This window comes from Leptolyngbya sp. 7M, from assembly GCF_018128485.1.
This window is the reverse complement of sequence record NZ_CP070897.1, coordinates 3877088-3900446: the sequence shown is the minus strand read 5'-3', so window position 1 is coordinate 3900446 and position 23359 is coordinate 3877088. Positions and strand designations below refer to the sequence as shown.

The following is a 23359-nucleotide window of genomic DNA, read 5'->3' as shown; positions in this document are numbered from 1 at the left end:
CAGTATTCATCATGATGTTGTGTGTACCACTAATTTTGCATCATTTGATGCATTAGGGTTTAATATCTGAATCTTTTTGGTCTCTTGTAAATAGTTCATGCGTTGATTCACAAACACCTCATCCACCTGGGGAAACTGCCTTAAAGAATTTTGGACTAGCGTTTGCAAACCAATCACCGGATGGGTACGCACCAGGCTGAGTAAATAATCTTCGACTTGGCGGCTCAAGCGATGACCATTGCCTAGATCGGGAAGGGGCGGAAAGGGTGACTCAAAATTTGCGGCTAGTGCAATCGACTCTGCGGCTGGCTCCGGATCTCGTACAGTCACCATGCCCAACGCCTGTAGCAGCGTACAGTCTTGCCAAATCTGGGACTGCTCGGTCAGAGATTGCAGTAGCTTCAGGCCAATCGTTTGGCTGCCGATGACTAAATCGCCTTCGCGGGCATCTTTCACCAAACTGTAGTAGGCGGCTAGGCATTGAACTGAGGCAATATCCGGCTGAATATGACAATGAGGTGTGACGGAAAAAATTTGTTGATAAAGCTGGTGGCCCTTGAGGCTGGGTTTGCCAACTCCTTCGGCCCGAATCAGATACAGGGTTTGACAGAGATTTTGCTCAAGCGCTCGCTGGCAGGCTTCCATGACGCGAAAGAAATTGTCCATGCCCTGGTCTTCAGTCCAGACAATGCCAATCCGATCGCGGGAATTGGCTAAATCAGGTCGTTGGTAGCTAAAGGAATAGCCGGCAAATTTGGTGCGTTCCAGCAGCGGAGCCTGAATTTCGCTAGCTTGCAGAGTAATCAGGGCTTCCTTCAGCATCTCAATCAGCTCTAGAGACGTAAAGTGGCGAATCCGGGACTGGGTCATGCTCGGCAAAGCCACCGCCCAGACCGCCCTCCACTTCGGAGCCAACGACCTCGACGGCACCATCACCGACGGCGGCGAACTCACCCACAGCTACTCGGTCGAATCCGGCGGCGAAGTAAAAATGGCCAAAGCCGAGATTATCGAAATGATCGAGCGTGCAGGGTTTGAGGCCGTGGAAAGGGATACCGTCTACAACCGTATGGAGAATGTCGCGGCCTGATGCAGGAAGGTCCTGAAATTTGGTTTCCTGAACCATCTGGGGATGACGAGTCAGCGGCAAGCCGTGAAGAGCATACTTTGGAATGGTTAGCGCGTTGCAGTAACTGGAAAGCCAAAGAGTGTCGTCGTTTCCTGAACGAAAATCTCTTCAAAGTCCCACTAGAAGCTAGTGAGTCATTCATGAAGAACGCTCGACCTCGTTGGAAAAGTGCTTTTTTCGAATTGATTGTTTGTAGGTTCTTACAAGAACTTGGTGCAACCATCGTAGTCGAACCACCTAATAACGAGGGAAGACAACCGGATTTCAAAGCTTCGTTCCGCGACTGCTCAATCATCGTGGAAGCCATCTCTCCAGTGTTCAATGCTCATGCTTGTGACGAAGTAGTACGACGAAATCCGTTACTAGAAATTATCGAAAATACACTGCCGGCCGGATGGCGATGCGGAGTGCGGGAACTTCCAAGGATCGGTTTAGCGGATTCAAAAAAGGAGTTCAAGCGAGCCTTAGACTCAATGTTTTCTAAGTTACCGCAAAGACAAGACGGCGATAAATTGGAATTGAATGAGGAAATACCTACAGGCATGATCCGAATTACTCTTTGGCCAGGAGAGTCAAAATCTGGACGCCTAATGTTTGAACCCCCGATAACCGTTTTTGATAACTCAGAAGATCGAATTAGGCTCGCGCTAAAGCGGAAGAAGCGGCAGGTTCGTTCTTCAGATGAAGCAGTATTGCTAGCGATAGACGCCTCTGGAATATCAACCGAACTTGAGCATTTCGACAAGGTTTTGTTTGGCCATACCTTCGAGAAAGTCGGTTACGACGGATGCGTTCTTGAAAGTGGCTTTGATCCTGATGGCTATTTCAATCAAAAACGCGACGAAAAACCAACATATGCCGGTATCCTCGCTTTTCTTGAGGTTGGGTGGCAAAAGGGTCCCAATCCTGTTTTGTATATTCACACTCGATTCGAGGGTTCATTGCCTGAAGCACTCAAGGCATTAGAGCGGCGGTACTACGATCAAGATGCAAACGGGATAGAAGTTCACAGAGCAAGTCTCGATATTATGGATCGCTTGAACTTCGTGAAGAAGCCACTTTGACGAAGCGGTCTCAATAGCTCACTAGGGCTTGCGAGTGCCTCACGAAGGCCCTCAAGGGTTTGACGAAGCGGTTAAAATGGCTTGCGAAGCAGTAACAGTTCGTCCCGAAGCACTACAACTCGCTCCCGAGGCCGTAAAAGTGTCTCACGAAGCGGTGCCAATTGCTGACAAAACGTGTAAACTCGCTCGCGAACCTTTCGGTCTTGTCTCCGACGGAGACCAGAAAATAATGAACGACACAGTAACCTTAATTTCCGCATTAGAAACGGCTCCGGGCGTGATCATTCCTCTGATCCGCGAGGTGCCACTGCAGATACTGAAACGACGTCCAAGTCCGACGAAATGGTCGGCTTATGAGAATGCGGTTCATTTGTCGCAGTCGGATGTTGCGTTTCGGGCGCGGCTTGATCTGATATTGTCGGAGCCTGAGCCATTCATAAAGACGATCGAAAATTCGGCCGAGGACGAAGCAGGAGCGATGCTCGAAGTTGACCTTGACGAAAGCCTTGAGCGATACGTCCGCGAGCGTGCTTCGCTCGTTGAGAGGTTAAAGAAACTCACCCCCGAAGAGTGGCAAAAGACCGCCGTCCACGAGGCGTTCGATCATTATTCGGTGTTCATAATGTTCCGCCACCTGTTTGTCCATGAGATGCTCCACGCCTACCGGATCGAGCAACTGATGCTCAAGAATGATTGGGAACCCCTTCCAGCATAGTAATAAATCAGATCATACGAAACCGTTCGATTGCATTTGACATATGCAACTGAATGGTTGCATACTCCTGTTTGATGTTATGAAACGAGATGTTTTTCAGGCCATTGCTGACCCGACAAGACGGGCGATCATCGCGCTTATCGCGTTGCAGGCGATGACGCCGAATGCTATTGCGGAGCATTTCGATACTTCACGCCAGGCTGTTTCTAAGCATCTGCGTATACTGGCCGAGTGTGGGGTCGTTACACAAGAACAAAAAGGCCGCGAAATTTATTACAGCCTTGAGGTTGACAGAATTAGAGAGATCGACGAATGGCTCGAGCAATACCGCAGGATCTGGGAGAACCGATACGAGCAGCTCGATACGCTGTTTGCCGAGTTAAAACAACAAGAGAACAAGGAGCGAGAGAAATGAAACCAGCAGAAGTGAGCACGCCGTCAGAAACCGAGGTACGCTTAGTGCCGGTAATCCACTCCATCGTCAGGACGCGCCGCTGGGTATATTGCCAGTAGATGCGCGGTACATACACATCCGGTAAATGACCGTAGAGTTGGGCAAACCGCTCGGCATTGCGCCCCTCTTGGGTATAGTCCATTTCTTCAAAAATGCGGGCACCAAACTCATCCATGATGCCGACCAAGTCGCTGCGGATGCGCTTGAAGTTCTTGTTGGCCCACACGGCGAGCTGCCGCAGAATGTAGAGGTCCAGCGTAATCTGCTGAGCAAGGCCAGGACGCTGCACTTTCACCGCTACCGTTTCGCCGCTCTTGAGTTTGCCTTTATACACCTGTCCCAAGGAAGCCGCTGCCAGCGGATGATCTGACAGTTCGGCATAGATCTGGTCCGGCGAGTCTCCTAGCTCCTCTTCGATAAAGCGAAAGGCAATCTCATTTGGGAAGGGCGGCAACTGGTCCTGTAGCTGGGCTAGTTCTTCGAGATAAGCAGGTGGCACCAAGTCAGGCCGAGTCGAAAGCGCCTGCCCCACTTTGATATAGGCCGGTCCCAGTGTCGTCAAAATTTCGCGCAGTTGGGCAGCTCGCTTCGGCTGTCTACGTTCCACTGAGTTGGTGCGCCGGTCCCACCAGAGAGCCACCATAAACGTAGAAAAAATCCAAAACACGCTCAGGATGCGGCCCCAAACTTGCAGGAACCGCCCCCGATAATGCTGGGCAATCGCCACCGGATCGTATCGTTGTGCCACCGCCTCCGGATCCAGCACATTCACCTGCACCGATTTGAGGTGTTCTTCTGGAGCAGGATGAAGTTCACTTTCAACTACAATTCCTGGAACTGGCTCGGTGCGTGGATCAGACGAAGATAGGGTTTGCATGGAGTCTCCGGTATATCGATCAAGCAGATTCCAAAAAGTGATTCTGAATAATCTATGAATAATCTAAGTAAACAGTGGGGTTGCGCTCCCCTTTCTCACTCTACTCATAACCAGGTTGTGTTCTGGTCGCTACGCCAGCGCGATAACCAGTCTGCCGTAGTACGGATTCCTGATAGCTTGCCGATCGGACCTCAATCAGACCTCAATCTGCCGCAGAACCGACTTAATTATGTGTAAAGCATTGTAAACGTATTGTAACAGTGCAGTCAGGTCTTGTCTTGACCAGACCGGGCTAGGCTGAAGGGCAGAGGAGCGGCAGGGCTAGATCTGGTTGACGCTTTCACCTTAGGAGTGATTGAAAAGCAAAGTCAACTACTAAACTGATAGATGAGTGTCTTGGCTCTACTACTCCGTCGTGATTGATTCATGCTGATTTCCCTTCAGATTGAAAACTTTGCCCTGGTTGACCAACTCGATTTAGAATTTGGTGCCGGACTCAATGTATTAACGGGAGAAACAGGAGCCGGAAAATCGATTATTTTAGATGCACTCGATGCAGCCTTGGGTGGTAAGGTCTCTAGCCGCGCTATTCGCACCGGAGCCGAACGGGCCCTAATTGAAGCGACCTTTGACCTCGATCCATCCCTGATTGCCTGGTTATCCGAGCAGCAAATCGAGCTAGTGGATGACATGACGCTGGTGTGCAGTCGGGAAGTGGTGGCGGGCCGAGGCAATGTGCGCAGTCGTTCCCGCGTCAATGGCGTGCTGGTGAACAAACAGCAGATGGAATTTTTGCGCGACCGGTTGCTGGAAATCACGGCTCAAGGCCAAACGCTTCAGCTCGGTCAACCCAATTTGCAGCGAGAATGGCTGGATGGTTTTGGTGGTGTGACCTTGATTCAACAGCGGGAACAGGTGGCTGCCGCCTATCAAGCGATGCAACAAGCCCTGCAAGCCCTAGAAAAACGACGCCAGTTTGAGCAACAGCGCCTCCAGCAGCTCGACTTATTCGAGTATCAGGCCAAAGAACTGACTGCGGCCCAGTTAACCGAACCCGACGAACTCGACCAGCTCGAACAGGAACGCCAGCGGCTCAGCCATAGCGTGGAGCTACAGCAACAGAGCTACCAGGTCTATCAGGCGCTCTACCAAAACGACAGCGGCGACTCAGCCTGTGCCGATTTGTTGGGCGAAGCTGAGAATTTGCTGACGGACATGTTGCGCTACGACTCCCAGTTGCAGCCGATTCTGGATATGGTCAGCGAAGCTCTAGCGCAGGTGGAAGAAGCCGGACGGCAAATCAACGCCTATGGCGAAAATTTGGAAACTGATCCAGAGCGGTTGCAAACCGTCGAGGAGCGGATCGTCCAGCTCAAGCAGATCTGCCGCAAATACGGCCCTACCCTGGCTGATGCGATTGCTTACAGTCAGCAAGTCCAGCGGGACTTGGAAGAACTGAGCGGTGGCGGCCAATCGTTGGAAGTGCTGGAGAAAAACCATCAAGAGCGTCAAGCTGCCCTAGAAGCCGCCTGTGCCCGTCTAACCGAACTGCGTCGAACAGCCGCTGACCAGCTAGAAGCTTTGCTGGTAAAAGAACTGAAGCCACTAGCAATGGACAAAGTCCAAGCATCGTATAACTCCCCGCTAGGAAGAAATTCGAGATGGGCGTCACCTGATCCGGTCGATAGGCTTGGCTACCGGGAGCGGCAGTGTAAACCGACCGGGGAGTTTTCACCACCTTATATTTGCGCAGCTTGGCTGGGTTTTCTGTGCCAAAGTGCTGCGGGAACAGTTTCTCGAGTTCCTTCATTGTGGCGGCAATAATTTCTTCGTCCGATTTGTCGATCCAGTCTTTTGCAGGAGCCAACACGAGTTCCAGCATCGAGCGGTCAGGATCGGCGTACTCTTTGCAGGTGATGCTCATATCGGCATAGACACTGAGCAGATCAGAGCGCGAGAACAGGAGTTGATCGACATCGGTCAGCTTACGGTCAAACCAGAGATGCAGATTGATTACCGGCACGCCTTCTAGATGGTCTAGCTTCTGGAAAAACTCAATCGACCGCCATTCTGAAGGCAACAACGCCTTAACCACATCCACTGACATGGCCGAAACATAAGCGTCGGCGGTAATTACTTCATCCGGGGCGCCATCTAGGCCGCGAATCGAGAAACCGCGCACGCTGCCGTCTTCATTCAGCAAAATCTGCTTTAAGGGTTTCTTCAGGTGCACTTGGCCGCCACGCGCTTCGATGTAGTCTACAATCGGCTGGCAGAGGCGCTCGGTAGGAGACCCATCTAAAAACGCGATTTTGGACCCGTATCGCTCCTGCAAAAACCGATTTAGAGCCGTTAACGGTACCGTGGCCGAAACATCTTCGGGGTTGATAAACGTCAACGCTTTAGAAGCAGCAATGAAAATATCGCTGTTGACCCGCTCATCGATGCCCTGCCGTCTCAGCCACTCCAGCAAGCTGTACTGATCCATGTCCTCAACATACTTTTGTCCCCGCACAATGGCAGGTAGCAACCCAACCGCAAAGCGAATCTTCTGCTCCCAGGTCAGCATGTCGTTGTTGCGCAGAATTGACACGATCACATTCAAGGGAGAGGGAATATCGGGCACATCAAACCGGGATAGAACGCCGGGTTTGTCGGGTTGATTAAAAATCAGGGTGTGTTGCTTCCACTGCAAGCGGTCTTCGATGCCTAGCTCTTTCAGCAGTTGCAGCATGTTGGGATAAGCTCCAAAAAAAGCATGTAATCCCGTTTCGTACCAGTCTCCGTCTGCGTCTTTCCAAGCTGCCACCAAACCGCCCAAGACATCACGACTCTCTAAAACAATGGGGGTATGTCCGGCATCTGTAAGATATTTGGCACAAGCTAGACCCGCTAGTCCTGCTCCGGCGATTGCAACTCGCATGTATTGCTTTTACCTTCAGTGATGGGTGTCAGTGATTTGTGTCGTATTGACTCTCATATTATATGTTGCAAACTGTTACATTTCGACCCGATTCCCGTGAGAATCTAAAGGAAAGATAAAAAGGTAAAAGTGGATCCGGATGTAAGATACAAGATTTGAGAGCTATACGCATTGACTCCTAAGCTACGGTCCTATGGCGGTCCTATAGCTGGAACGCTGGATCAAAGCAATGAGTGGGTCAAGGCAATCAGCCGTGTTGTGCCGGGTGAATTCTATGGCGAAACCGCAATTTGTTCAGTTTTTCAAACGTTATCCTTGGCTGTTGCTGCTTCTACTAGCTGTGCTGCAATTAGCCGGAGTGCTGCTCTTTCTAAATCTGCAGCGCCAATCCTCGTCTTCAGCCCCCAGCCTGTCTGGTTCACCTGCGTCAACACCTTCTCCAGTCTCGTCTTTAGCAGCCCCAGTCCAGCCAACTTCCACACCCGGTAAGCGAGCCACCAAAACCCAAGCTCCGCCATCGGCTACCGCCCCAGGGTTAGAACAATCAACGCAACCGGCTTCTCCTCAGCCCAAATCCTCCTTGACCGCAGAGCAAAAGGCAATCAATGAGCGGTACAAGCAATCTTTTGTCAGTCCGGCGACGGCAGTGGATACTTTGATTGAAATGCGGGTGGCGATTGCAGAAGGGGTGCCGGCCTTGTCTCTTGGCAATTCCACCTCAGCCACATTGATGGACCAGGACCGTCAACCTCTATTAACTCTCTCTGCTGAGACTCGGTACACTGCTCAACCAAGTGGAAATGGGATTGCCCTAAATGGATCGCAACTCCCTGCGGTCGTGCTGGTGGAACCGAGTCAGAATGGCTTGCTCTATTTAGGCGATCGGACTTATCGCGGGCGACTGCTGTTGGTGAATGATGCGGGCAAACTTTGGGCGGTGAATTTGGTCAACATGCGCAACTACTTGCACAGCGTTGTGGCGAGTGAAGTGTCACCTAGTTGGCATCCGGAAGCACTGAAAGCTCAGGCAGTGGCGGCTCGCTCCTATGCGCTGACCTATTACTTCAAGCCCATGAGTTCGTTGTTCCACCTGGGTGCTACCGAATACTATCAGGTCTATAGCGGCATCAACCGGGAAGCGCCCGAAACCAACCAAGCGGTAGATGCAACGTCAGGACAGTTTGTCAGCTACCGGGGTGGGATTGTCGAATCTTCAGCAAATTCTTCTGGGCTGTTGACTTTCTGAATATTGCGATCAGCCTGATCGACTCGCGCCTTTATTTCGGATTTCAGTCCTTTAGTGTTGTATCTCGGGTCTGTATCGCTGTAGGTGTTCATGCCACCTTCATTGGGTTGAATCGTGCGATAAAGCTCAGTCTGAGGCTGTCTGCCTTGCTGGTAAGAACCTGTACCAGAAACACTGGGTGAACTGGGATTACATGCTGTACCTAACATTAAGATGAAGCTAGCAGCAATAACGACAGCAACGCGACCCAATCGAACACGCTTCAAATTGCTAATTCGATCAAAAACTGAATTGCTCATATAGATACTCCATCAAATCTATTTAACGTCAATCTCGCCAAAATTGTGGCCCGTCAAGATATTTCTTCGCAAAAACGCTAGCGGTTAAAGAATGCGCTGTGAATGCATCCTCAGATTAACGGGTCCCTGACCTTTGGTTCCTCTAGCTCAGGTGAGAGATCTGTAACGCTTGATTCAATCTACTAAGCAATGTTGTAGCGCTCAATGCAACAATGAATCTCGCTATGATAAGTTTTTCAGAATACGTCTGTAGATATAAATACGCCTAAAGAAGGATTTATACTGTGCCAGACCAAAGTAGTTCTAGAATATAAGATTATTTCCACTAAACCATTTCCAGAAACAGAGGAAGGCATTTATGATTCAACGCGGCTCTACGGTAAAAGTTCTGCGGAAAGATTCCTACTGGTATCAAGATACGGGGGTTGTTGCTTCTGTAGACCAGAGTGGCATCAAGTACCCTGTTGTGGTCCGCTTCAATAAGGTCAGCTATTCGGGCATTAATACCAACAATTTTGCCCTGAATGAACTAGAGGAAGTCGCGCCGCCCTCTGGCAAAGCTGGAAAAACCACCCCAACGGCCTCTGGTGGCAAGCAAACTCCGCTCGAGCCAGCTCTGCGTCGCACAGGTCAAGGGGCTGCACAAGAGACATCACCTGGCGCTGCACCCGATGCACCCGGAACCGATAATCCTCGCGTTGAGGGTGATCCAAACCAGGGCACCGAGGCTCGCTAAACCTCAAATTTCCGCCCTCTGTTCTGCTTGTCTACAATGACCACAGGAACAGACTTGACCAACTAAATCTGCGAAGATCTACCTTGAGTTGGAGTCGTGAACATGTGGGTTTATCGTTACAATGCTGAACAGAATCTATAAAGATTAGTCTTTAGCTTTAGGGGATCAATACGGGGGGATGCTGTTTGGCGTTCCCTCTTTTTTTATTTCGGTTTTCTATATGGTATTTCTCGCTTTAGTGGGAGGCTAGCTCTCAGTAAAGCCGCCACAATAAAGCAGTCAGATTGGATAGTTCGATTAGACGCAGTTAGCTGAAACCGTTACCTGGCAATAGACCAAATACAAGCAACCAGGCTTTTTTGAGCTTGTTGAATTGTCTTGTTAACTGTTGAATCAAAAGTTGAATCAAAATCTACTGGTTAGTAACAATTTAGTAACGATAATCACCAACTCTCGGTGCAAGATAGGGTATTAAAAGGGATTAATAGATATGTTATAAAGTTCCTATGCTACAGTTCTTATCAACTCATCATAGTTTGAATTGTTCGAATTGTTTGAATTGCAATTTATCCCCTTCGACTCATAGTTCAAATCTCATCGTTCAAATTATGATTGGAGCCATAATCGATACTTCCGCCATAATCAACCGCCATAGTTCAATCACTGATTTGACTACCGACATGAGTAATTACTTCATTGTCTTTGGTTCGCCAGGCTTATCTGTTCGCTCTTGGATCGCTCTTGGATCAGTTCCCTAGCAAGTTTGTTGAAACTTTTACAGCAAATTAACGTCTAGACAAAAGACTCACGGTATGGCTGAGGCGATGTTTGGATTAGTGAGAATTTAGCATCTGCCTCAAAGTAACACTCAAATTAACAATCTCGAAGATTAACAATCAGTTGTCTACCGTTCATCGAGAGAGCATTAGGAGGTAATCTTTCATGAGTTGGTTACAGCGCGTTTTTTCTTTAATGCATCAAAGCAGCTTTCAGCCCGAAGCCGCAGTTAGCAGCTATGCCCTTAGTCTAAATTCAGTCAGCAACCCAGCCGATTGGCTACCACAACCCAAAGAATCCCAACCGGCATATCCGTTAGAGTATGTGGGGTTGAAGGGAGAATATGATCCTCAGGGATTAGCCAAACGGGTGGCTCAAGCGCTTGATCAGCATCCGCAGGTACAAAACATCAAAACTCTTTGCATAATTCAGCATGGTAATCGGATCACGCTACTAGGTAAGGTGACCAATGCGGCTCAACTGCAGCAGGTGGTTGAAGTAGTAAAGCAGGTTGCAGGTGTCAAGGATGTCGATGTTGATCAGGTGACAATTGGGCAACTCAAACCCACGGCGTCAACTCCCACACTAGTTGGTGCTACTGCTTCCTAGCAAGCGGTTGTTTTCCCAATCGGCGCGGTATGAGTATTTATCAGCGTCAGATCGCGGCCTCTGTTTCTCGCTCTAGTCATTTGGGCCACACGCGTTGCAGTAGTCCACATTCTTGAGAACACCGTTCGGATCGAACAACTCGACTCTCATGTGCACTCGATCCGCCTGTGCGTAGAACGTCGTAACGCGCCTGTCTCCCGCGATTATTGGCGCCCCACTGTCTTGCCCCCAGGTCCCTGGACCCGATGGAATGTTAGCCAACCATCGAGGAGCAAGGCATGGGACGCAAGAGCGAGGTACCTGCGGACAAGCGCGTAGAGCTGGTCCTGGCGCTGTTGAGGAAGGAGGAGCCGGCGGCGCAGATTGCCCGGCGGGCTGGGGTCAGCGAGCAGACGGTCTATCGCTGGCGGGACGAGTTCATCTCGGGCGGCAAGGCGCAGCTTGCCGGTAAGGGTAGCGATGCGGTCGCCGCCAAGGAGGTGGCCAAGCTTCAGCGCGAGATCGAGTCGCGGGAGCAGGTGATCGGCGAGCTGACGATAGCGAACCGCATCCTAAAAAAGCTCTCGGGCCCGTCGCTCTGACTGCGGAGCTGCGGGCCATGATCGAAGCAGAGAAGGGGACGGCGCGGCTGAAGCCACTGCTGGGCGCGATTGGCGTGGCGTCGTCGAGCTGGTACCACAGCCCGGCCACCGAGCCGAAGCGGCCAGGGCCGGCACCGCGGCCGCTGAACGAGGCGCTGAAGGCCACCGTGGTCGAGTTCGCCAGGAAGTACCCCTGGTGGGGCTACAAGCGGCTGGCGATCGTGCTGCGGCGGGCCGGGCACATGGTCAGCAAGAAGTTCGTGCACGCTGTGTTCAAGGCCGAAGACCTGATGCAGAAGCGGCGCGCAACGGCCGCCGAACTGCACCAGAGCGCCAAGCTGTTCGAGCTGCTGCCGACACGTCCGAACGCCCTGTGGCAGAGCGACGTCACCTACATCCACATCCCGGGGCATGGCTGGTGGTACGCGGTCACCGTGATCGACTACTACAGCCGCTACCTGCTGGCCTGCCACCTGACGCCGAGCTACTCGGCCCCTGAGGTCAGCGCCGCCATCGACCTGGCCGTGCAGGAGGCTGAGCGCCTGCATGGCAGGCTGGAGCAGATCCCGTTCCTGGTCACCGACAATGGCAGCTGCTTCCTGGCCCGGCACTTCCAGAAGGCGATCAAGGACCGGTTCCGCCACGTCCGGACCCGCTACCGCACGCCGCAGCAGCTCGGCCTCCTTGAGCGCTTCCACCAGACGCTCAAGCGCGAGGAGGTGTACTGGCAGCTCTACGATCATCCGCAGGACGCCAGGGAGAAGTTGGCCGCCTTCCGGGACCGCTACAACACGATCCGCCCGCACTGGGCGCTGGAGCCAGCCGAGGGTGGCGACGTGCTGACGCCCGAAGATGTCTACGTGAAGGGCCGGGCGATCACGTTGCCGCGCTGGCAGGGCTGGGCGAAGGCAGCCAAGGAGAAGCTGGACGATTCGATGCACCAGGATGCACAGTTGCGGCAAGCCGCCTGACCCGGAGCGGACTCACACAATTCCGGGACGAGCGGGTCCAAGGGAACTGGGAGGCAATACACAAGGCCATGGGCATGGACGGAATCTCCAAGAGCCAGGTCTCGCGCTTGTGCGAGGAGATCGACGAGCGGGTGACGACATTCCGGGAGCGGCCGATCGAGGGGGACTGGCCGTACCTTTGGATCGACGCGACCTACATGAAGGTGCGGGAGGCCGGCCGGATCGTCTCCGTTGCCGTGATAGTGGCCGTCGGCGTCAACAGCGACGGCCGCCGCGAGGTGCTGGGGCTTGAAGTCGGCGCCTCCGAGGCCGAACCGTTCTGGACCAGCTTCCTGCGCAGCCTGATGCGGCGTGGCCTGCGCGGCGTGAAGCTGGTCATCTCCGACGCCCACGAGGGCCTGAAGGCGGCCGCCAGCAAGGTCCTGCGGGCGACCTGGCAGCGCTGCCGGGTGCATTTCATGCGCAACGTGCTGGCCCCCGTGCTCAAGGGCCAGCGCCGGATGGTGTCGGCGATGGTAGGCACCATCTTCGCCCAGGAAACTCCGGAGGCCGCCCACGCCCAATGGCGGAAGGTGGCCGACCAGCTGCGCGAGCGCTTCCCCAAGATCGCCACGCTGCTTGACGCGGCCGAACACGACGTCCTGGCCTTCATGGACTTCCCGAAGGAGCATCGGACCAAACTGCACTCGACCAACCCCCTCGAGCGGCTCAATGGCGAGATCAAGCGCAGGGCCGATGTGGTCGGCATCTTTCCCACCGAGAAATCGATCTACCGACTGGTCGGCGCGCTGCTCATCGAGCAAACCGACGAGTGGTCCATCCAGCGCCGCTACATGACGCTGGAAACCCTGGCCCACGTCGGAGAGAATCCCACCGTCAGCCTGCCCGCCGCGGCCAGCTGACCCCAGCAACCTGACGCTGGCGAGGACCCACAGGTCCGCTCGTTGTTACACCACGCACTGGGACGCCATCCAGCTTGCCGTCCGCCTGCACGGCCAGCGCGTCGATCTGGTTGAGATCGTTAGGAATGCGCTAAATGTCTCTGGTTTGCCCCCGGCCTCGTTGATCTTGGAGATTACCGAAAGCTTTATGATGCAGGACGCCGAAACGACTATCGCAAAGCTGGCTGAGCTAAAGGATCTTGGGATCCGCCTTGCCATCGACGATTTCGGGACGGGTTATTCCAGTCTTAGCTATCTGCAGCGATTTCCGATCGATATCCTGAAAATCGATAAATCATTCATTGATAAACTCGGCCAAGGTTCTGAAGGAAATGCCGTGGCAAAGGCGATAATTATGATGGGCGAATCACTGAAACTGAAGACCATCGCCGAAGGTATCGAGCACGCCGAACAGATAACCGAACTCAAAGGGCTTGGCTGCGGTGCAGGACAAGGCTTCCATTTTGCGCGTCCGTTAGCGAAAGACGCGATGGAAGAATTCTTGAAAACCCTCAATTAGTCTCAAAGATCGCTATCTACATAAAAGGCCGAAGGAGATGATGCTCCTCCGGCCTTTGAGTTTTTTTGCTTTTTATTCTTTGTCCGCGATGATCATCGCCAGGGCCCCGGGCCGCACGATCTTCGCACCGTAAACATGCAACCCCTTGACCGCGTCGCCGAATCGTTTTTCCGGCTTGTAGGTTTGCAGATCGAGCACTTGCTCGACATAAGCCGTAGCAATTGAGTGTCCTGCGATCAGCTTGTATTTTTCGCCCGAAACATTCGGGACGTTGTTCGATTTCAGTATCGAAAACCCGGCCGCCTCACCAACCTCGCCGTTCCGCAATCTCGCGTCCGAACGCTCAGAACCTGCTTTGATGAACCGCTCATCTTTCAGCAGCATTCCGTGAAACCACGCAGGAACAACGACAAAACGCCCCTCGAGCGGAACGTTTGCCTCGTCAAGCTTTACGCCTAGATCGACCAGATACTCATAAGCATCATCCGGCGTGGGTACCACCGGCGATATGGTAGTCCCGATAGTGTTGCCGGAAGTTACCGCCGCCGACATCAACCCCGCGATATAGCTGTCCGCGGCATCGCGTAGCGACCAGGCAGCACGCCGCATCGCTTCATCCAAAACATTAACGTTCTGCTGCGCGCGGTCGATGCCGTCCACAAAAAAGTGGAAATACTTTTGCTGGTCGATGATAAGCGAAAGCTCAGAATCCGTGAGAATTTCCGGATCACCGATATCAGTGTTCTGTATGTAATCGCCGACGGTGATGTCGCCTACCGAAGCTATCCGGACCGTGTTACCGGCCTCACGTATCTCGCCCTCGTAGTCTCTGTTTGCGACCAACGATTGGCCGTAAACGAGTGTCTTATCCAATGCCGTGAGCAGCCGCGCCGCCCAAACCGTAGGTATGAATGTCAATGCCATAATTCGTTCTCTGTTTTATGTTTTAGGTTTTTACTTATTCCGGAGGAAAGGCCGGAGTCTTGTTCTGCTTCGTTCTGCTACTATTCGCCTGCCGCCAAAATGCTCCGCACCTCAGCCCAATCTAGCTTGGCTATCTCCTGCGGACTCATCATAGAAAGACTTTTGTGCGTTATTAGTGTTTGCTTTGCCCTGACACCTGCGGCTGCATCGATCTGTCGGAGCGGAGGGTTGTTATCGAACTGTTCCGGATACATCTTCTTGAGATCACGGACAAGGTGGGGCACATTCAATGGTTCATCGTTCTCATCAAATTCTATGCGGTCCTTGAAAGTTTCAAATAAAAGTTTCGGTGATCGGGCCCCTGCATCCACCAGCTCACGTGTTATCCGCTCGTCCGCCGCACGCATCCGTATCACCTGTTTCAACACCAAATTCTCACGCCGGAGCTTTTCCAGCTCGGCACCTGTTTCGGACTCTGCATCTGCTGATCCTGCCGTCGCATCGCCCTCGATTTTCTGTATTTCTTCGTTCATACAGCGGCCAGAATAACCATGTGCAGAAACGAAAGTTAAGACCAAACAGCGCGGCCCGCGCGATCTGCACACGATGCACTTTTTGCAAGCGCGTCATTCGTTCTCGTTATCGAAACTGTGAGCCCATTTCCAAAAGCTGTCTTCATAGACAAGCCAGCCGTGCCTTGTTGGGGCGTTCCCGGCTGTTTCGAATATCCCCTCTTCACACATCTTTATCAGCGTGTTTCTTGCAAGCGGCGGAACTATGATCCTGTGTTTGCGAATTAGCCTCTCTATCTCACCGAGCCGTATTTTGGGCCTTATCTTCTTATCCAACATATGTTTTACCCTCTTTCTTTCATCCCTCGCACATCGAGCAGTATTTGAATATCAAGCAAACCTGACGGTTCCCCCATTCCGCTATCGCTCATTAAACTTTATTTTCGTATTCTGCTCATGGCCGGGCGGTATGTAAGCGGCGATGGTAATAAAGAGCATTTGGCGTCCAATATCGCCCAGCCGTTTGAATATATCAAACAAATGTATTGTTTGCAAGAAAAACTTTCACAGATGAAACATTCAGCATTCACAGTGGCGGACAGGAAAAAGGCGCTGGCGATCGTCGTTCGTCCTTCAAAAAATCGAATCAAGCGCAGAATCCGAAACCAACGAAAAATCCGAATAAAGCGAATATCCAACGCTGTAAACAGAAACGGTAGAATCGCCACCAGATCAATCAGCGAATAGGGATTGAAAACAAAGCGCAGTTTGTCCTCGGCGCTCCAAAACCGCAGAATATATTCGATGGTGAAAACCACCAAAATCAGATTATTCAAAATCGCCAAAACCGCCTTGGCGGAAGCCGAAATCGGATAGGTTTCGGCTACAAAAATGGCAGACGATAGCAGCACCATACCTGTAATCATCAGGTTGATCGCTTTGCCAACCGGCGTTTCAATATCTTCAAAGTAGAACCTGACTTTTTGCTGCCAATTCTGATAGGCTGATTGCGTCATTCCCGATCCCCGATTTGGACAAATTCCACTTCGCCAAAAATGGCCGATGGATGAGCGTAATACTTGAATTCCATCAAATTGTGAAACGGATCTTCTAAAAAGAAAGTGCGATGCTCTAACGGCGACCCCGTGAACCGATACTTCGGCGATTGGTAGAACTTCAACTCCTTTCGCTCTGCCCGTTCTAGTAACGCTTCCCAATCCGCTTCGACCAGAAAAACTAAACCAAAATGGCGTGGATAGATCCCCGGTTGCGGAGTCAACGGCTGATCGGTGAGATGGGCTACTAGCTGATGACCATATAGATTCAGAATCACCGATTTGGCATTTTCTCGCCCTACAGCACAACCTAGCCCGTTGCCATAGTACTCTTTAGCTGTCGCAATGTCGGTGACGGGAAACGCCAGATGAAAGAGGGTTTGCATCGTCCTAGCCCTGCTCATTTGCCTGATTAAACTGCCTTCGTTAAAACAAATACGTTGCCCTCGTTGCCTTTGCCAATTCGCAGATCATCATCTAGATAGGTAATTTCTAGCCAGCCGCGCTGCTCGCGAGCCGTGATGTTGAAATCAATCGCCGGAAACTTTTGGCCTGCTTCAATACGCTGAATAAAGTGGTCGGGTGAACGATAGTCAACCAGCCGCTGCAAGCCAATGATCGAGCGCTCAAAGCTAACATTAACTCGCTTTTCTGATACGGGTTCAAACCTCGCGGCCACGCTGACTAACCCTTCCAAATAGGGTAAACCATAGACCTCGGCAATATTGTAAAGTGTGGCAGTTCTGGCTCGAATGCATTGATAGACCTGGCCCAGTTTGAGGAATGGAAACTGATCAATCCGCAGCAGCCCCCGGCTGGTGGTGTAGATCAATCGCCAGTTGCCGTTCAGCTTATCAACCGCTTCTAGCGGCTGGGGAGTAGGGTTGCGGTCTTCTAATTGGGCAATTGCAGAGAGGATAGCCAGTTGCTCCGACTCGGTTGCCAACAGGCCCCGATTTTTACCCGCAATCGCTTCCAGTAATGTGGATTTACCAAGCATAATGCCCTCTTCAGATGAAAACTGAGTGACCAGAGATCGGTTCAAACTGCCCGTAGAGGCGAGTGGCTAGGTCCGCCAGCCGCATCGTTGACAGAGCCAGATATCTTTCAAATCTAAACTTTGAGACCTAAAACCAGATCTAGACCAAATCGGTCGTCGGTGATCGTCAAGTTAAATCAAAATCATTGCGACTACGTCAGTCCGATTCAGCCAAATATTTCAAATTGTTTCACCAAAAGCTTGGTGTTGACATCAAGTAGGATTTAAGCTAGTAGTATCGAGGGTTTTTGGTTGGTCCGCTGGCAATTCAGCGAATTCGCGTGGCCGGCCGCTCGATCTCCATGTTTGCTACCATTAGCTGATCCAAACTAACCACGCTGTTAACTATGCATAATCCTGCTCTACACGAGATTCCCCGCAACCAACCTGCTGCACCAATTCCTTTACAGCAAGATGCTTCTATCTTAGATTGGCTAGAGGGAACCGGACGCCTGCTGTCTCGTGATGTTTCCGATTTTGATTTCTCCGAAGATGAAGAAGAAATTAGCGAGCTGATGTCCGGTGACGATGCCGCCTTTGATCTCGATGATGATGACGATTCCCTCGACTTGGATGAATAAGCTGCGGTTGCAATTAAGAATTTGGAATTCCAGAAAATTCAGGTAATCATTCGGTGATCCATTTTGAGAATTCTGTGGCATGATTCCAGCACTAGTTTGGATTTGCAAAGAAAAACTTTGATTTCCTGAAATTAGGCTGGTAGGCTTTGTAGTGTGTGGTGTGGAGTGAAATCTGAAATTGTGGATGCCAAGATAACACCGGACAGAAAGACACCGATCCTTTCCCAAAAATCTATCAAATCCATCGGGCTGTCTGGATATCGTCTGTTTTTGACACTGGGTGCAGGACTTACAACAGCCGCTTTGATTCTGGACTGGATTGCTGGCCGTTCGCTGGCTGCTGGTTTCGGGTTAACCCTGCCTTTGGTCGTAACTGCCTTGGTGGCCGGCATGCTAGGACTGTGGGTTGTCCCCCTGCTGCGCGATCTAAAAGCAGGTCAGGTGATTCGCCAAGACGGCCCGCAAGCGGTAATTCTCATGAAACCCTTTCCTAGTACCCCCTTGCAAGCTTTTGTCCTGTACTGAGGCTGATTATAAACATTGCAAACTGCAGAGGCATCGTTTTGCGATCATGACTGATCAGAATACGACCTTGTTGTGCTGCCAGTGCCAATACCTCCGAATCCTTGACACCCTCTAGCCCAGCAGCAAAAGCGGTTTGAAAGTCAATCGCAGGTTCACGCCGTAAAACCCCCGTGACAATCATCTGGTTTAGATCAGCATCAGCTTGGTAGCGAACAGTCATGATTCTGTCCGATGCTTTGCTGCTTTAGCTGCCATAAGTTTGTTATACAAAACAGGATCAGTTGATTGAAGAGGTTGGGGCATTGCATCGAATGCCTTCTCTTCATCTTCTAAATAAGCATCAACCTCAGCCCGATTAGCAAGATAAAAGGTAATCGCACCATAAACCTGTTCAAGATTCAGTAATGGGAAAGACTGAACAATGCTTTCAGGCGATAACCCTCTTCGGAAGGCATAAATAATTGAGTCAAGGGAGATCCGGGTTCCTTCTACCCAATACCCCTCGTTTCGGTACACTATATAAGACTTAGGCGTTAGGACTAGCATATATGGGTGCTGACTTAACTGCCTCCATCATAAATGGTTTCGATAGAACCGAGAAGAGTATTTGTCCAAATCAGGGTGCCCTGTTATGTTGGTGGTTGAGTTGTTGAAAGGCTATAGTGTCGTTTTTACAGTACGGGCTTAAGAGAGCCTAAAAAGTCATTCCGTGACTACGGCAGAATGTCACGATATTTGACATATTAGCTGCAAAAGGTAAACCTGCGGTTACTGCTTGGCGGTAGGAGCTAATAGTTTGAGGACACAGGCTAGGATCGTTATAAGTTCTCTCTGTAGCATCAATTAGTGCCTGTCCAACCATATCTCGGTATGTATTCTCGCTTGATGCATGGCTCTCTGCCACTGTTGATGAGCAACTTAAAGGGCTGCTGCTAGTAGAAGTGCAGGTACGGAATCTAGCTTCTGCTGCTTGTCGTTGCTGAGATGCAGACTGATAGAGTTGAATTAACGTAGCAATCGAAGTATCTGAGGCAGAATTAGGGCTTGAAGATCCAGTTGGGCGACCACCTCGCATTTGCCAAAATAAATTGCACCAGACATCAGAGCGATGAGAGGGTCGACTGCACTGCTCAATAGCTTGCTGTTCGTTACTTTCCTGCATACCCTGATTGATTGCTTCTAGAATGTCCTGCAAATCCAACGATCGAGCAACTTCTGGGCAGAACAGTAAGAATACAGATGAGAGAACAATTGATGCAAAATATCTGGTCTTAGACATGACGTTTTTGTCCGAAGTTTGATCAATATTGGAATTGCTTGAAGCTGAACGGTACTACACTATACGCTTTGACAATGTTTAAAAGAAAATTTTCAAATGCCTATCGGTACAATGTACGTAAGCTCTCTACAGCACCTTGATTGACACTCGCCTCCCACCCATTAGGAGTGACAACTTTAATGGTTGCGGATGCCTGCTGTAGGGCTGTAGCTAGAGCAGTATCAATTGGGAAAACACCTTCCCAACCCACTAAAGTGAACACTTCAGAACCAACGAAGACTTGAATTCTATGGTTTTCCTCATATTCCTGGCGCATTACCCCACTTGAATCTGGTACAAGCCTAGGTGTTCGTGAAGTACTATGTACTACTGTCGGATCTACCGTCACATTACAGAACGCGCCTCCACAAGTTCGAGTTACTCTTGAAATTGGAAACAAGCCTTGATTTACGGGATCTGGATCAATAATCAGCGTAGATCCATTTCTTTGAGCTTCATAGGCATACGCTCTCAATTCGTTCCGGCTCCACTGCGTCACTAATGTGCGCTGTCGAGTAGTAACTTCAATAGTTTGAGGCGGAGGATTGAGGGTGTCCCTACTCAAAACAGCTAAATACTGAGTGTCAGTTCCGTTACGGATATAAACAGGTGTGTTTATGGGCATTTCGGCTAAGGGATTAAGCCATACCTCGGCTTCAATAGTTGGATAGGTAGTACTCTGGACGACAAAGTGGATTGTGGCAGGCATGATTCTAAGCTCTGAGTCTGTCACTTGTCCATCAGCTTTAGAAGCCAAACAACTGCCAAGTAGAAGACCAGAAGCAAGTATTGAGGTTAGAGAATTAAACTGTGCCGACTTTTGCACCACAACATACCTCACATCAACTTTATGTCTGCAACAAAACAGATAGCGTTCAAGCTACCACCCCACGAGTAACCCAGCAGGCTAACGTGTAATAGACAAGACTTAATCTGATACTTCTAGTAAACTTAGCATAGAACAGAGGGATCTTTCCTGTTCACACTTCTCTAATCTGTTCGACGTAGATTATTCATGCTTATTAGTTAGTAGAGCACCCACAGATAGGCTTAAAGCTGATGCCTCACAGATAACCAGGAGGGCTAACGATTGAGATGAGCCGCCGTAGATAACCTAGAACACTCAACACATAATCTATCGGCACCCGCTAAAATTCTCTCACTTCTACTTTCATGCAGACCATCTGGAATCGACATCCCACCGCAGCCGCCAGCCAAATCGCCGTATCAAGCGTACAACTCCCCGACTTTAGAGCACGCTCGATCTGAGAGCGCCGTTTCACCACCGTCGCGCCTTCATCTCCGTTAGCAATGGCGATTTTGACATAGGCTTTGACTAATTCAGCGATCCACTTTTCGCCCCAACGCTCCTGCGCTCGCTCTTGAATAGCTTCTAGTACATCTTTTGCGGTGGCAGTCTCCACAAGGTTAACCCAACTCAATCGAGTTGATTGTAGTTCTAAAATTGCCATATCGTCCTTAGTTTTTGCTGTAGAGGTACAAGCCAAGTCCAAACCGGGCAGCCGCTCGACGAAACGCCATACTCTCTGCGTTACTGGATGGATCGCCGTAAGCCAGCTCCACCTCATCGGTCATCGGGCGGTCGTACTCGTCAAAAACCAAATTGCCGTCGCGGTCTTTGATCACCTTCGAGTCTTTCAACAGTTCAGTGCCAGTCGCTTCACGATAAACGTTGCCCTCCGCTGTTGGAATCGTTAGCCGTCCAACCAGAAATAATCGCTCATTGCTTAGATCAATGCTGCGGATCTCCCACGTCCAACCAGGTGCGTACTTGTCTAGAATTTTGTTGGCGCTGTACCAGGGGATGTAGAGAATCGTTGTGCCACCTCATAGCGTTCATCCGTCAGCGCTAGGCGTTTCTTCCATGCCCAGTCCCAAAAGGCATCCTCTCCGTCTAGGGCTTCGAGCATGGGTTTCCAAACTAAGTTGAAATCATCCAGATGCCGCTGCACCATCGGGCAGATCAAGGCTGTCACAATTGCTCCATCCGCCTGCTGTAGCTGAACAGCCTCACTCACCGACACATTAGCAGCAATTTCACGCGCCGAACTGTTCACAGACGAGTCAGCAGCCGTTCAGTTGAGCAGCATTGGTCTCTTGTTTAGTATATTAGTACTATTTTGTCAAACCCAAACAAGGTGCAGCTTCTCTCCTCACAGCCCATCGGTGCGGTGCAGCGATTCGATTAACTCCTCGACTTCTTCTTCATCCGGGCATTGCCGCACCTGCTGTTTAAACCAGTCCACTTCCTCCACTTCGATCTTTTGCACCCGGTAGACTAGCAGCGTTCCAGCCACACGGGCTAAAGTCAATGGCTCATAGCTGAGGTGATCCAGCAGGTCAGTGGCTTCGTAGTAAAGCTGTTGGGCCGTGCTCTGCTCAATCGGATGGCCCATCTGGTCGGCAAGATCCTGTAAGCTCTGCTGAATCGAGCGCTGGAGTTCGTTGTCAGCCGTACTGCTCATAACGTAAGTTCCCTATTGCATCATTGCATCAAACTGCCTCGATTCTAGTGTGCTTCCCAATGCCACAAAAAAAGCGCCAGAGCGCCGCAGCACCCCAGCGCCACAGAGAAGCCGATAGCCATCTACTTGTAGTTCATCAAAAAAGTAACAGTTGTACACTCGACTCTAATTGGTTCCATGCTGCTTGCAAAGCAGGGTGAAGTTGTTGAATTCTAAACGCTGGTTAGCTAACCTATGACGGATAGTTGATTTGTACTATATTTAGACAATCCTATGCAAAGAGATTTCAATCTCATCCGAAGCATTCTATTTTCAGTAGAAGCCAATCTAGCAGGAAGTAGAATCGACAGCAGCGAGCTTGTGTGCGACAAATACGATCCAGCAACAATAACCGAGCATATTGAAATTTTGATTGAACACGGTTTTCTCCATGCTGGAGCCTCGTTTGCTAATCCTGAAACTGGTCAGAAAATATACGTGATCGACAGATTGACATGGCAAGGACATGAGTTTTTGGATAACGCCAGAAATGACACCATCTGGAAGAAGGTAATGGCTCAGGCTCAAGAGAAAGGAACTTCGGTGTCTATGACTGTTCTGAACGGTCTTCTTACCAAAGCGGCGCAGAACTATTTTGGTTTGGTGTGAAGGTCATCATTCGGGTCAGGGATTATGCCAGAAGCAAACTGAAGATAGAGGGGCTAACCTCCAGGTAAGGGGCAGCCCCACGTCAGAGGATGTTACTTCTTCTTCGGTGCCCGTTGGGACAGCGCAGAAGCGGCAACAGACTTGCTAGCTTTGCTATATCTACGATCCCGAAGGATCTTCGACGCCTGCTGAGCGACTTTGGCACTGGTACGGCGTTGTTTTGCCATAAGTTTAAGTACCTTTTGTATTGATGGCTCCCCTATCTCGACCAAACCGTACTGTTTGAAACAGCGCAGCCGATGTGGGAGGAGGACAAAGCCCCCTACTGTATAAACTGTTGGTGATCAGCCCTAACTGCCAGTGTCGCTAGCTTTTTGACTTGGGCAATGACCGTCCAACATAGGCCCCAACACAGACTTTTGCTAGATC

At 50.7% G+C, this 23359-nt stretch carries 31 protein-coding genes and 2 pseudogenes; 15 read left to right on the top strand and 18 right to left on the bottom strand.

Annotation, left to right across the window (positions count from 1 at the left end; genetic code table 11):
- Positions 1-9 precede the first annotated feature (9 nt).
- Positions 10-870 carry a hypothetical protein gene (locus tag JVX88_RS19790; protein ID WP_211619873.1) on the bottom strand — a complete coding sequence of 287 codons (861 nt, stop codon included), beginning with the start codon at positions 868-870 and terminating at the stop codon, positions 10-12.
- On the opposite strand from JVX88_RS19790, the gene JVX88_RS19785 reads away from it, so the two are divergent.
- From JVX88_RS19785 to JVX88_RS19775, 3 genes are read left to right on the top strand one after another with little or no spacing between them, the layout of a single operon-like run.
- Positions 869-1090, top strand: coding sequence for a hypothetical protein (locus tag JVX88_RS19785; RefSeq protein ID WP_211619872.1), 222 nt, complete (start codon positions 869-871; stop codon positions 1088-1090). The genes JVX88_RS19790 and JVX88_RS19785 overlap by 2 nt on opposite strands.
- Positions 1090-2193 carry a hypothetical protein gene (locus tag JVX88_RS19780; RefSeq protein ID WP_211619871.1) on the top strand — a complete coding sequence of 368 codons (1104 nt, stop codon included), beginning with the start codon at positions 1090-1092 and terminating at the stop codon, positions 2191-2193. The genes JVX88_RS19785 and JVX88_RS19780 overlap by 1 nt, the downstream gene beginning before the upstream one ends.
- A gap of 34 nt (positions 2194-2227) precedes the next feature.
- On the top strand, positions 2228-2908 hold the full coding sequence (locus JVX88_RS19775; protein ID WP_211619870.1) for a DinB family protein: 681 nt from the start codon (positions 2228-2230) through the stop codon (positions 2906-2908).
- Between the two features lie 7 nt (positions 2909-2915).
- On the opposite strand, the gene JVX88_RS38675 is transcribed toward JVX88_RS19775, so the two are convergent.
- Positions 2916-3089 carry a hypothetical protein gene (locus JVX88_RS38675; RefSeq protein WP_225931864.1) on the bottom strand — a complete coding sequence of 58 codons (174 nt, stop codon included), beginning with the start codon at positions 3087-3089 and terminating at the stop codon, positions 2916-2918.
- Between JVX88_RS38675 and JVX88_RS44240 the strand changes: the two genes are divergently transcribed.
- Positions 3054-3323 (top strand): ArsR/SmtB family transcription factor, encoded by a 270-nt coding sequence (locus JVX88_RS44240; RefSeq protein ID WP_410503794.1) that lies wholly within the window; start codon positions 3054-3056, stop codon positions 3321-3323. The two genes, JVX88_RS38675 and JVX88_RS44240, sit on opposite strands and share 36 nt — an antisense overlap.
- Here JVX88_RS44240 and JVX88_RS19765 read toward each other — a convergent pair.
- A complete protein-coding gene (locus tag JVX88_RS19765) occupies positions 3205-4239 on the bottom strand; it encodes an ABC1 kinase family protein (protein ID WP_211619868.1) in 1035 nt (344 codons plus the stop codon). The genes JVX88_RS44240 and JVX88_RS19765 overlap by 119 nt on opposite strands.
- 426 nt (positions 4240-4665) lie before the next feature.
- Here JVX88_RS19765 and JVX88_RS38670 point away from each other — a divergent pair.
- Positions 4666-5349 (top strand): annotated as a pseudogene (locus tag JVX88_RS38670) (AAA family ATPase); the annotation flags it as partial.
- Between the two features lie 289 nt (positions 5350-5638).
- Here JVX88_RS38670 and pds read toward each other — a convergent pair.
- Positions 5639-7162 (bottom strand): 15-cis-phytoene desaturase, encoded by a 1524-nt coding sequence (pds, locus tag JVX88_RS19755; protein WP_225931122.1) that lies wholly within the window; start codon positions 7160-7162, stop codon positions 5639-5641.
- A 274-nt stretch (positions 7163-7436) separates the two neighbouring features.
- On the opposite strand from pds, the gene JVX88_RS19750 reads away from it, so the two are divergent.
- A complete protein-coding gene (locus JVX88_RS19750; RefSeq protein WP_211619867.1) occupies positions 7437-8408 on the top strand; it encodes a SpoIID/LytB domain-containing protein in 972 nt (323 codons plus the stop codon).
- Here JVX88_RS19750 and JVX88_RS19745 read toward each other — a convergent pair.
- Complete coding sequence (locus tag JVX88_RS19745) at positions 8351-8707, bottom strand: hypothetical protein (protein ID WP_211619866.1); 357 nt, start codon at positions 8705-8707, stop codon at positions 8351-8353. The genes JVX88_RS19750 and JVX88_RS19745 overlap by 58 nt on opposite strands.
- A 358-nt stretch (positions 8708-9065) precedes the next feature.
- Here JVX88_RS19745 and JVX88_RS42035 point away from each other — a divergent pair, with 358 nt between their 5' ends.
- The 6 genes and pseudogenes from JVX88_RS42035 (at position 9066) to JVX88_RS19715 (ending at position 13842) form a co-directional block, all read left to right on the top strand.
- Entirely contained in the window at positions 9066-9443 is a 378-nt protein-coding gene (locus tag JVX88_RS42035; RefSeq protein ID WP_211619865.1) for a photosystem I reaction center subunit IV, read from the top strand.
- 942 nt (positions 9444-10385) lie between these two features.
- Positions 10386-10829: a BON domain-containing protein gene (locus JVX88_RS19735; RefSeq protein ID WP_211619864.1), complete on the top strand. Its 444-nt coding sequence runs from the start codon at positions 10386-10388 to the stop codon at positions 10827-10829.
- A 278-nt stretch (positions 10830-11107) separates the two neighbouring features.
- The gene (locus tag JVX88_RS19730; protein ID WP_211619863.1) at positions 11108-11410 is read left to right on the top strand and encodes a helix-turn-helix domain-containing protein; all 303 of its coding nucleotides are present in this window, start codon (positions 11108-11110) and stop codon (positions 11408-11410) included.
- Entirely contained in the window at positions 11407-12381 is a 975-nt protein-coding gene (locus tag JVX88_RS19725; RefSeq protein ID WP_225931633.1) for an IS3 family transposase, read from the top strand. The genes JVX88_RS19730 and JVX88_RS19725 overlap by 4 nt, the downstream gene beginning before the upstream one ends.
- A gap of 62 nt (positions 12382-12443) precedes the next feature.
- Positions 12444-13283 (top strand): annotated as a pseudogene (locus JVX88_RS19720) (IS256 family transposase); the annotation flags it as partial.
- Entirely contained in the window at positions 13249-13842 is a 594-nt protein-coding gene (locus JVX88_RS19715; protein ID WP_211628778.1) for an EAL domain-containing protein, read from the top strand. The pseudogene JVX88_RS19720 and the gene JVX88_RS19715, both read left to right, overlap by 35 nt.
- A gap of 72 nt (positions 13843-13914) precedes the next feature.
- On the opposite strand, the gene JVX88_RS19710 is transcribed toward JVX88_RS19715, so the two are convergent.
- The 6 genes from JVX88_RS19710 to JVX88_RS19685 form a co-directional block, all read right to left on the bottom strand.
- Positions 13915-14766 carry a P22 phage major capsid protein family protein gene (locus tag JVX88_RS19710; protein ID WP_211619861.1) on the bottom strand — a complete coding sequence of 284 codons (852 nt, stop codon included), beginning with the start codon at positions 14764-14766 and terminating at the stop codon, positions 13915-13917.
- A gap of 80 nt (positions 14767-14846) precedes the next feature.
- Complete coding sequence (locus tag JVX88_RS19705; protein ID WP_211619860.1) at positions 14847-15299, bottom strand: hypothetical protein; 453 nt, start codon at positions 15297-15299, stop codon at positions 14847-14849.
- A 93-nt stretch (positions 15300-15392) separates the two neighbouring features.
- Entirely contained in the window at positions 15393-15617 is a 225-nt protein-coding gene (locus JVX88_RS19700; protein ID WP_211619859.1) for a hypothetical protein, read from the bottom strand.
- A 98-nt stretch (positions 15618-15715) separates the two neighbouring features.
- On the bottom strand, positions 15716-16294 hold the full coding sequence (locus tag JVX88_RS19695) for an ion transporter (protein WP_211619858.1): 579 nt from the start codon (positions 16292-16294) through the stop codon (positions 15716-15718).
- Positions 16291-16719: a VOC family protein gene (locus JVX88_RS19690; protein ID WP_211619857.1), complete on the bottom strand. Its 429-nt coding sequence runs from the start codon at positions 16717-16719 to the stop codon at positions 16291-16293. The genes JVX88_RS19695 and JVX88_RS19690 overlap by 4 nt, the downstream gene beginning before the upstream one ends.
- A gap of 26 nt (positions 16720-16745) precedes the next feature.
- Positions 16746-17333, bottom strand: a complete 588-nt coding sequence (locus JVX88_RS19685) for a PAP/fibrillin family protein (protein WP_211619856.1) — start codon at positions 17331-17333, stop codon at positions 16746-16748.
- Between the two features lie 386 nt (positions 17334-17719).
- On the opposite strand from JVX88_RS19685, the gene JVX88_RS19680 reads away from it, so the two are divergent.
- Positions 17720-17953 carry a DUF3134 domain-containing protein gene (locus JVX88_RS19680; protein ID WP_211619855.1) on the top strand — a complete coding sequence of 78 codons (234 nt, stop codon included), beginning with the start codon at positions 17720-17722 and terminating at the stop codon, positions 17951-17953.
- Positions 17954-18118: 165 nt separating this feature from the next.
- The gene (locus tag JVX88_RS19675; RefSeq protein ID WP_211619854.1) at positions 18119-18478 is read left to right on the top strand and encodes a hypothetical protein; all 360 of its coding nucleotides are present in this window, start codon (positions 18119-18121) and stop codon (positions 18476-18478) included.
- On the opposite strand, the gene JVX88_RS19670 is transcribed toward JVX88_RS19675, so the two are convergent.
- The 7 genes from JVX88_RS19670 to JVX88_RS19640 form a co-directional block, all read right to left on the bottom strand.
- A complete protein-coding gene (locus JVX88_RS19670; RefSeq protein ID WP_211619853.1) occupies positions 18444-18698 on the bottom strand; it encodes a DUF5615 family PIN-like protein in 255 nt (84 codons plus the stop codon). The two genes, JVX88_RS19675 and JVX88_RS19670, sit on opposite strands and share 35 nt — an antisense overlap.
- Complete coding sequence (locus tag JVX88_RS19665) at positions 18695-19024, bottom strand: DUF433 domain-containing protein (RefSeq protein WP_211619852.1); 330 nt, start codon at positions 19022-19024, stop codon at positions 18695-18697. The genes JVX88_RS19670 and JVX88_RS19665 overlap by 4 nt, the downstream gene beginning before the upstream one ends.
- A gap of 833 nt (positions 19025-19857) precedes the next feature.
- Positions 19858-20625 (bottom strand): hypothetical protein, encoded by a 768-nt coding sequence (locus tag JVX88_RS19660; RefSeq protein WP_211619851.1) that lies wholly within the window; start codon positions 20623-20625, stop codon positions 19858-19860.
- Between the two features lie 319 nt (positions 20626-20944).
- Positions 20945-21268 (bottom strand): hypothetical protein, encoded by a 324-nt coding sequence (locus JVX88_RS19655; RefSeq protein ID WP_211619850.1) that lies wholly within the window; start codon positions 21266-21268, stop codon positions 20945-20947.
- A gap of 7 nt (positions 21269-21275) precedes the next feature.
- A complete protein-coding gene (locus JVX88_RS19650; RefSeq protein ID WP_211619849.1) occupies positions 21276-21458 on the bottom strand; it encodes a hypothetical protein in 183 nt (60 codons plus the stop codon).
- A gap of 134 nt (positions 21459-21592) precedes the next feature.
- On the bottom strand, positions 21593-21874 hold the full coding sequence (locus JVX88_RS19645) for a hypothetical protein (protein ID WP_211619848.1): 282 nt from the start codon (positions 21872-21874) through the stop codon (positions 21593-21595).
- A 96-nt stretch (positions 21875-21970) separates the two neighbouring features.
- On the bottom strand, positions 21971-22282 hold the full coding sequence (locus JVX88_RS19640) for a hypothetical protein (RefSeq protein WP_211619847.1): 312 nt from the start codon (positions 22280-22282) through the stop codon (positions 21971-21973).
- A gap of 273 nt (positions 22283-22555) precedes the next feature.
- On the opposite strand from JVX88_RS19640, the gene JVX88_RS19635 reads away from it, so the two are divergent.
- The gene (locus JVX88_RS19635) at positions 22556-22930 is read left to right on the top strand and encodes a DUF2513 domain-containing protein (RefSeq protein WP_211619846.1); all 375 of its coding nucleotides are present in this window, start codon (positions 22556-22558) and stop codon (positions 22928-22930) included.
- Positions 22931-23359 lie beyond the last annotated feature (429 nt).

Excerpts from the sequence above, each read along its gene's own strand:
- JVX88_RS19785 (WP_211619872.1), top strand. The coding sequence starts at position 869 with ATGCTCGGCAAAGCCACCGCCCAGACCGCCCTCCACTTCGGAGCCAAC.
- JVX88_RS19790 (WP_211619873.1), bottom strand. The coding sequence starts at position 870 with ATGACCCAGTCCCGGATTCGCCACTTTACGTCTCTAGAGCTGATTGAG.
- JVX88_RS19780 (WP_211619871.1), top strand. The coding sequence starts at position 1,090 with ATGCAGGAAGGTCCTGAAATTTGGTTTCCTGAACCATCTGGGGATGAC.
- JVX88_RS38675 (WP_225931864.1), bottom strand. The coding sequence starts at position 3,089 with ATGCTCCGCAATAGCATTCGGCGTCATCGCCTGCAACGCGATAAGCGC.
- JVX88_RS19765 (WP_211619868.1), bottom strand. The coding sequence starts at position 4,239 with ATGCAAACCCTATCTTCGTCTGATCCACGCACCGAGCCAGTTCCAGGA.
- pds (WP_225931122.1), bottom strand. The coding sequence starts at position 7,162 with ATGCGAGTTGCAATCGCCGGAGCAGGACTAGCGGGTCTAGCTTGTGCC.
- JVX88_RS19750 (WP_211619867.1), top strand. The coding sequence starts at position 7,437 with ATGGCGAAACCGCAATTTGTTCAGTTTTTCAAACGTTATCCTTGGCTG.
- JVX88_RS19745 (WP_211619866.1), bottom strand. The coding sequence starts at position 8,707 with ATGAGCAATTCAGTTTTTGATCGAATTAGCAATTTGAAGCGTGTTCGA.
- JVX88_RS42035 (WP_211619865.1), top strand. The coding sequence starts at position 9,066 with ATGATTCAACGCGGCTCTACGGTAAAAGTTCTGCGGAAAGATTCCTAC.
- JVX88_RS19735 (WP_211619864.1), top strand. The coding sequence starts at position 10,386 with ATGAGTTGGTTACAGCGCGTTTTTTCTTTAATGCATCAAAGCAGCTTT.
- JVX88_RS19730 (WP_211619863.1), top strand. The coding sequence starts at position 11,108 with ATGGGACGCAAGAGCGAGGTACCTGCGGACAAGCGCGTAGAGCTGGTC.
- JVX88_RS19710 (WP_211619861.1), bottom strand. The coding sequence starts at position 14,766 with ATGGCATTGACATTCATACCTACGGTTTGGGCGGCGCGGCTGCTCACG.
- JVX88_RS19705 (WP_211619860.1), bottom strand. The coding sequence starts at position 15,299 with ATGAACGAAGAAATACAGAAAATCGAGGGCGATGCGACGGCAGGATCA.
- JVX88_RS19700 (WP_211619859.1), bottom strand. The coding sequence starts at position 15,617 with ATGTTGGATAAGAAGATAAGGCCCAAAATACGGCTCGGTGAGATAGAG.
- JVX88_RS19695 (WP_211619858.1), bottom strand. The coding sequence starts at position 16,294 with ATGACGCAATCAGCCTATCAGAATTGGCAGCAAAAAGTCAGGTTCTAC.
- JVX88_RS19690 (WP_211619857.1), bottom strand. The coding sequence starts at position 16,719 with ATGCAAACCCTCTTTCATCTGGCGTTTCCCGTCACCGACATTGCGACA.
- JVX88_RS19685 (WP_211619856.1), bottom strand. The coding sequence starts at position 17,333 with ATGCTTGGTAAATCCACATTACTGGAAGCGATTGCGGGTAAAAATCGG.
- JVX88_RS19680 (WP_211619855.1), top strand. The coding sequence starts at position 17,720 with ATGCATAATCCTGCTCTACACGAGATTCCCCGCAACCAACCTGCTGCA.
- JVX88_RS19670 (WP_211619853.1), bottom strand. The coding sequence starts at position 18,698 with ATGACTGTTCGCTACCAAGCTGATGCTGATCTAAACCAGATGATTGTC.
- JVX88_RS19665 (WP_211619852.1), bottom strand. The coding sequence starts at position 19,024 with ATGCTAGTCCTAACGCCTAAGTCTTATATAGTGTACCGAAACGAGGGG.
- JVX88_RS19655 (WP_211619850.1), bottom strand. The coding sequence starts at position 21,268 with ATGGCAATTTTAGAACTACAATCAACTCGATTGAGTTGGGTTAACCTT.
- JVX88_RS19640 (WP_211619847.1), bottom strand. The coding sequence starts at position 22,282 with ATGAGCAGTACGGCTGACAACGAACTCCAGCGCTCGATTCAGCAGAGC.
- JVX88_RS19635 (WP_211619846.1), top strand. The coding sequence starts at position 22,556 with ATGCAAAGAGATTTCAATCTCATCCGAAGCATTCTATTTTCAGTAGAA.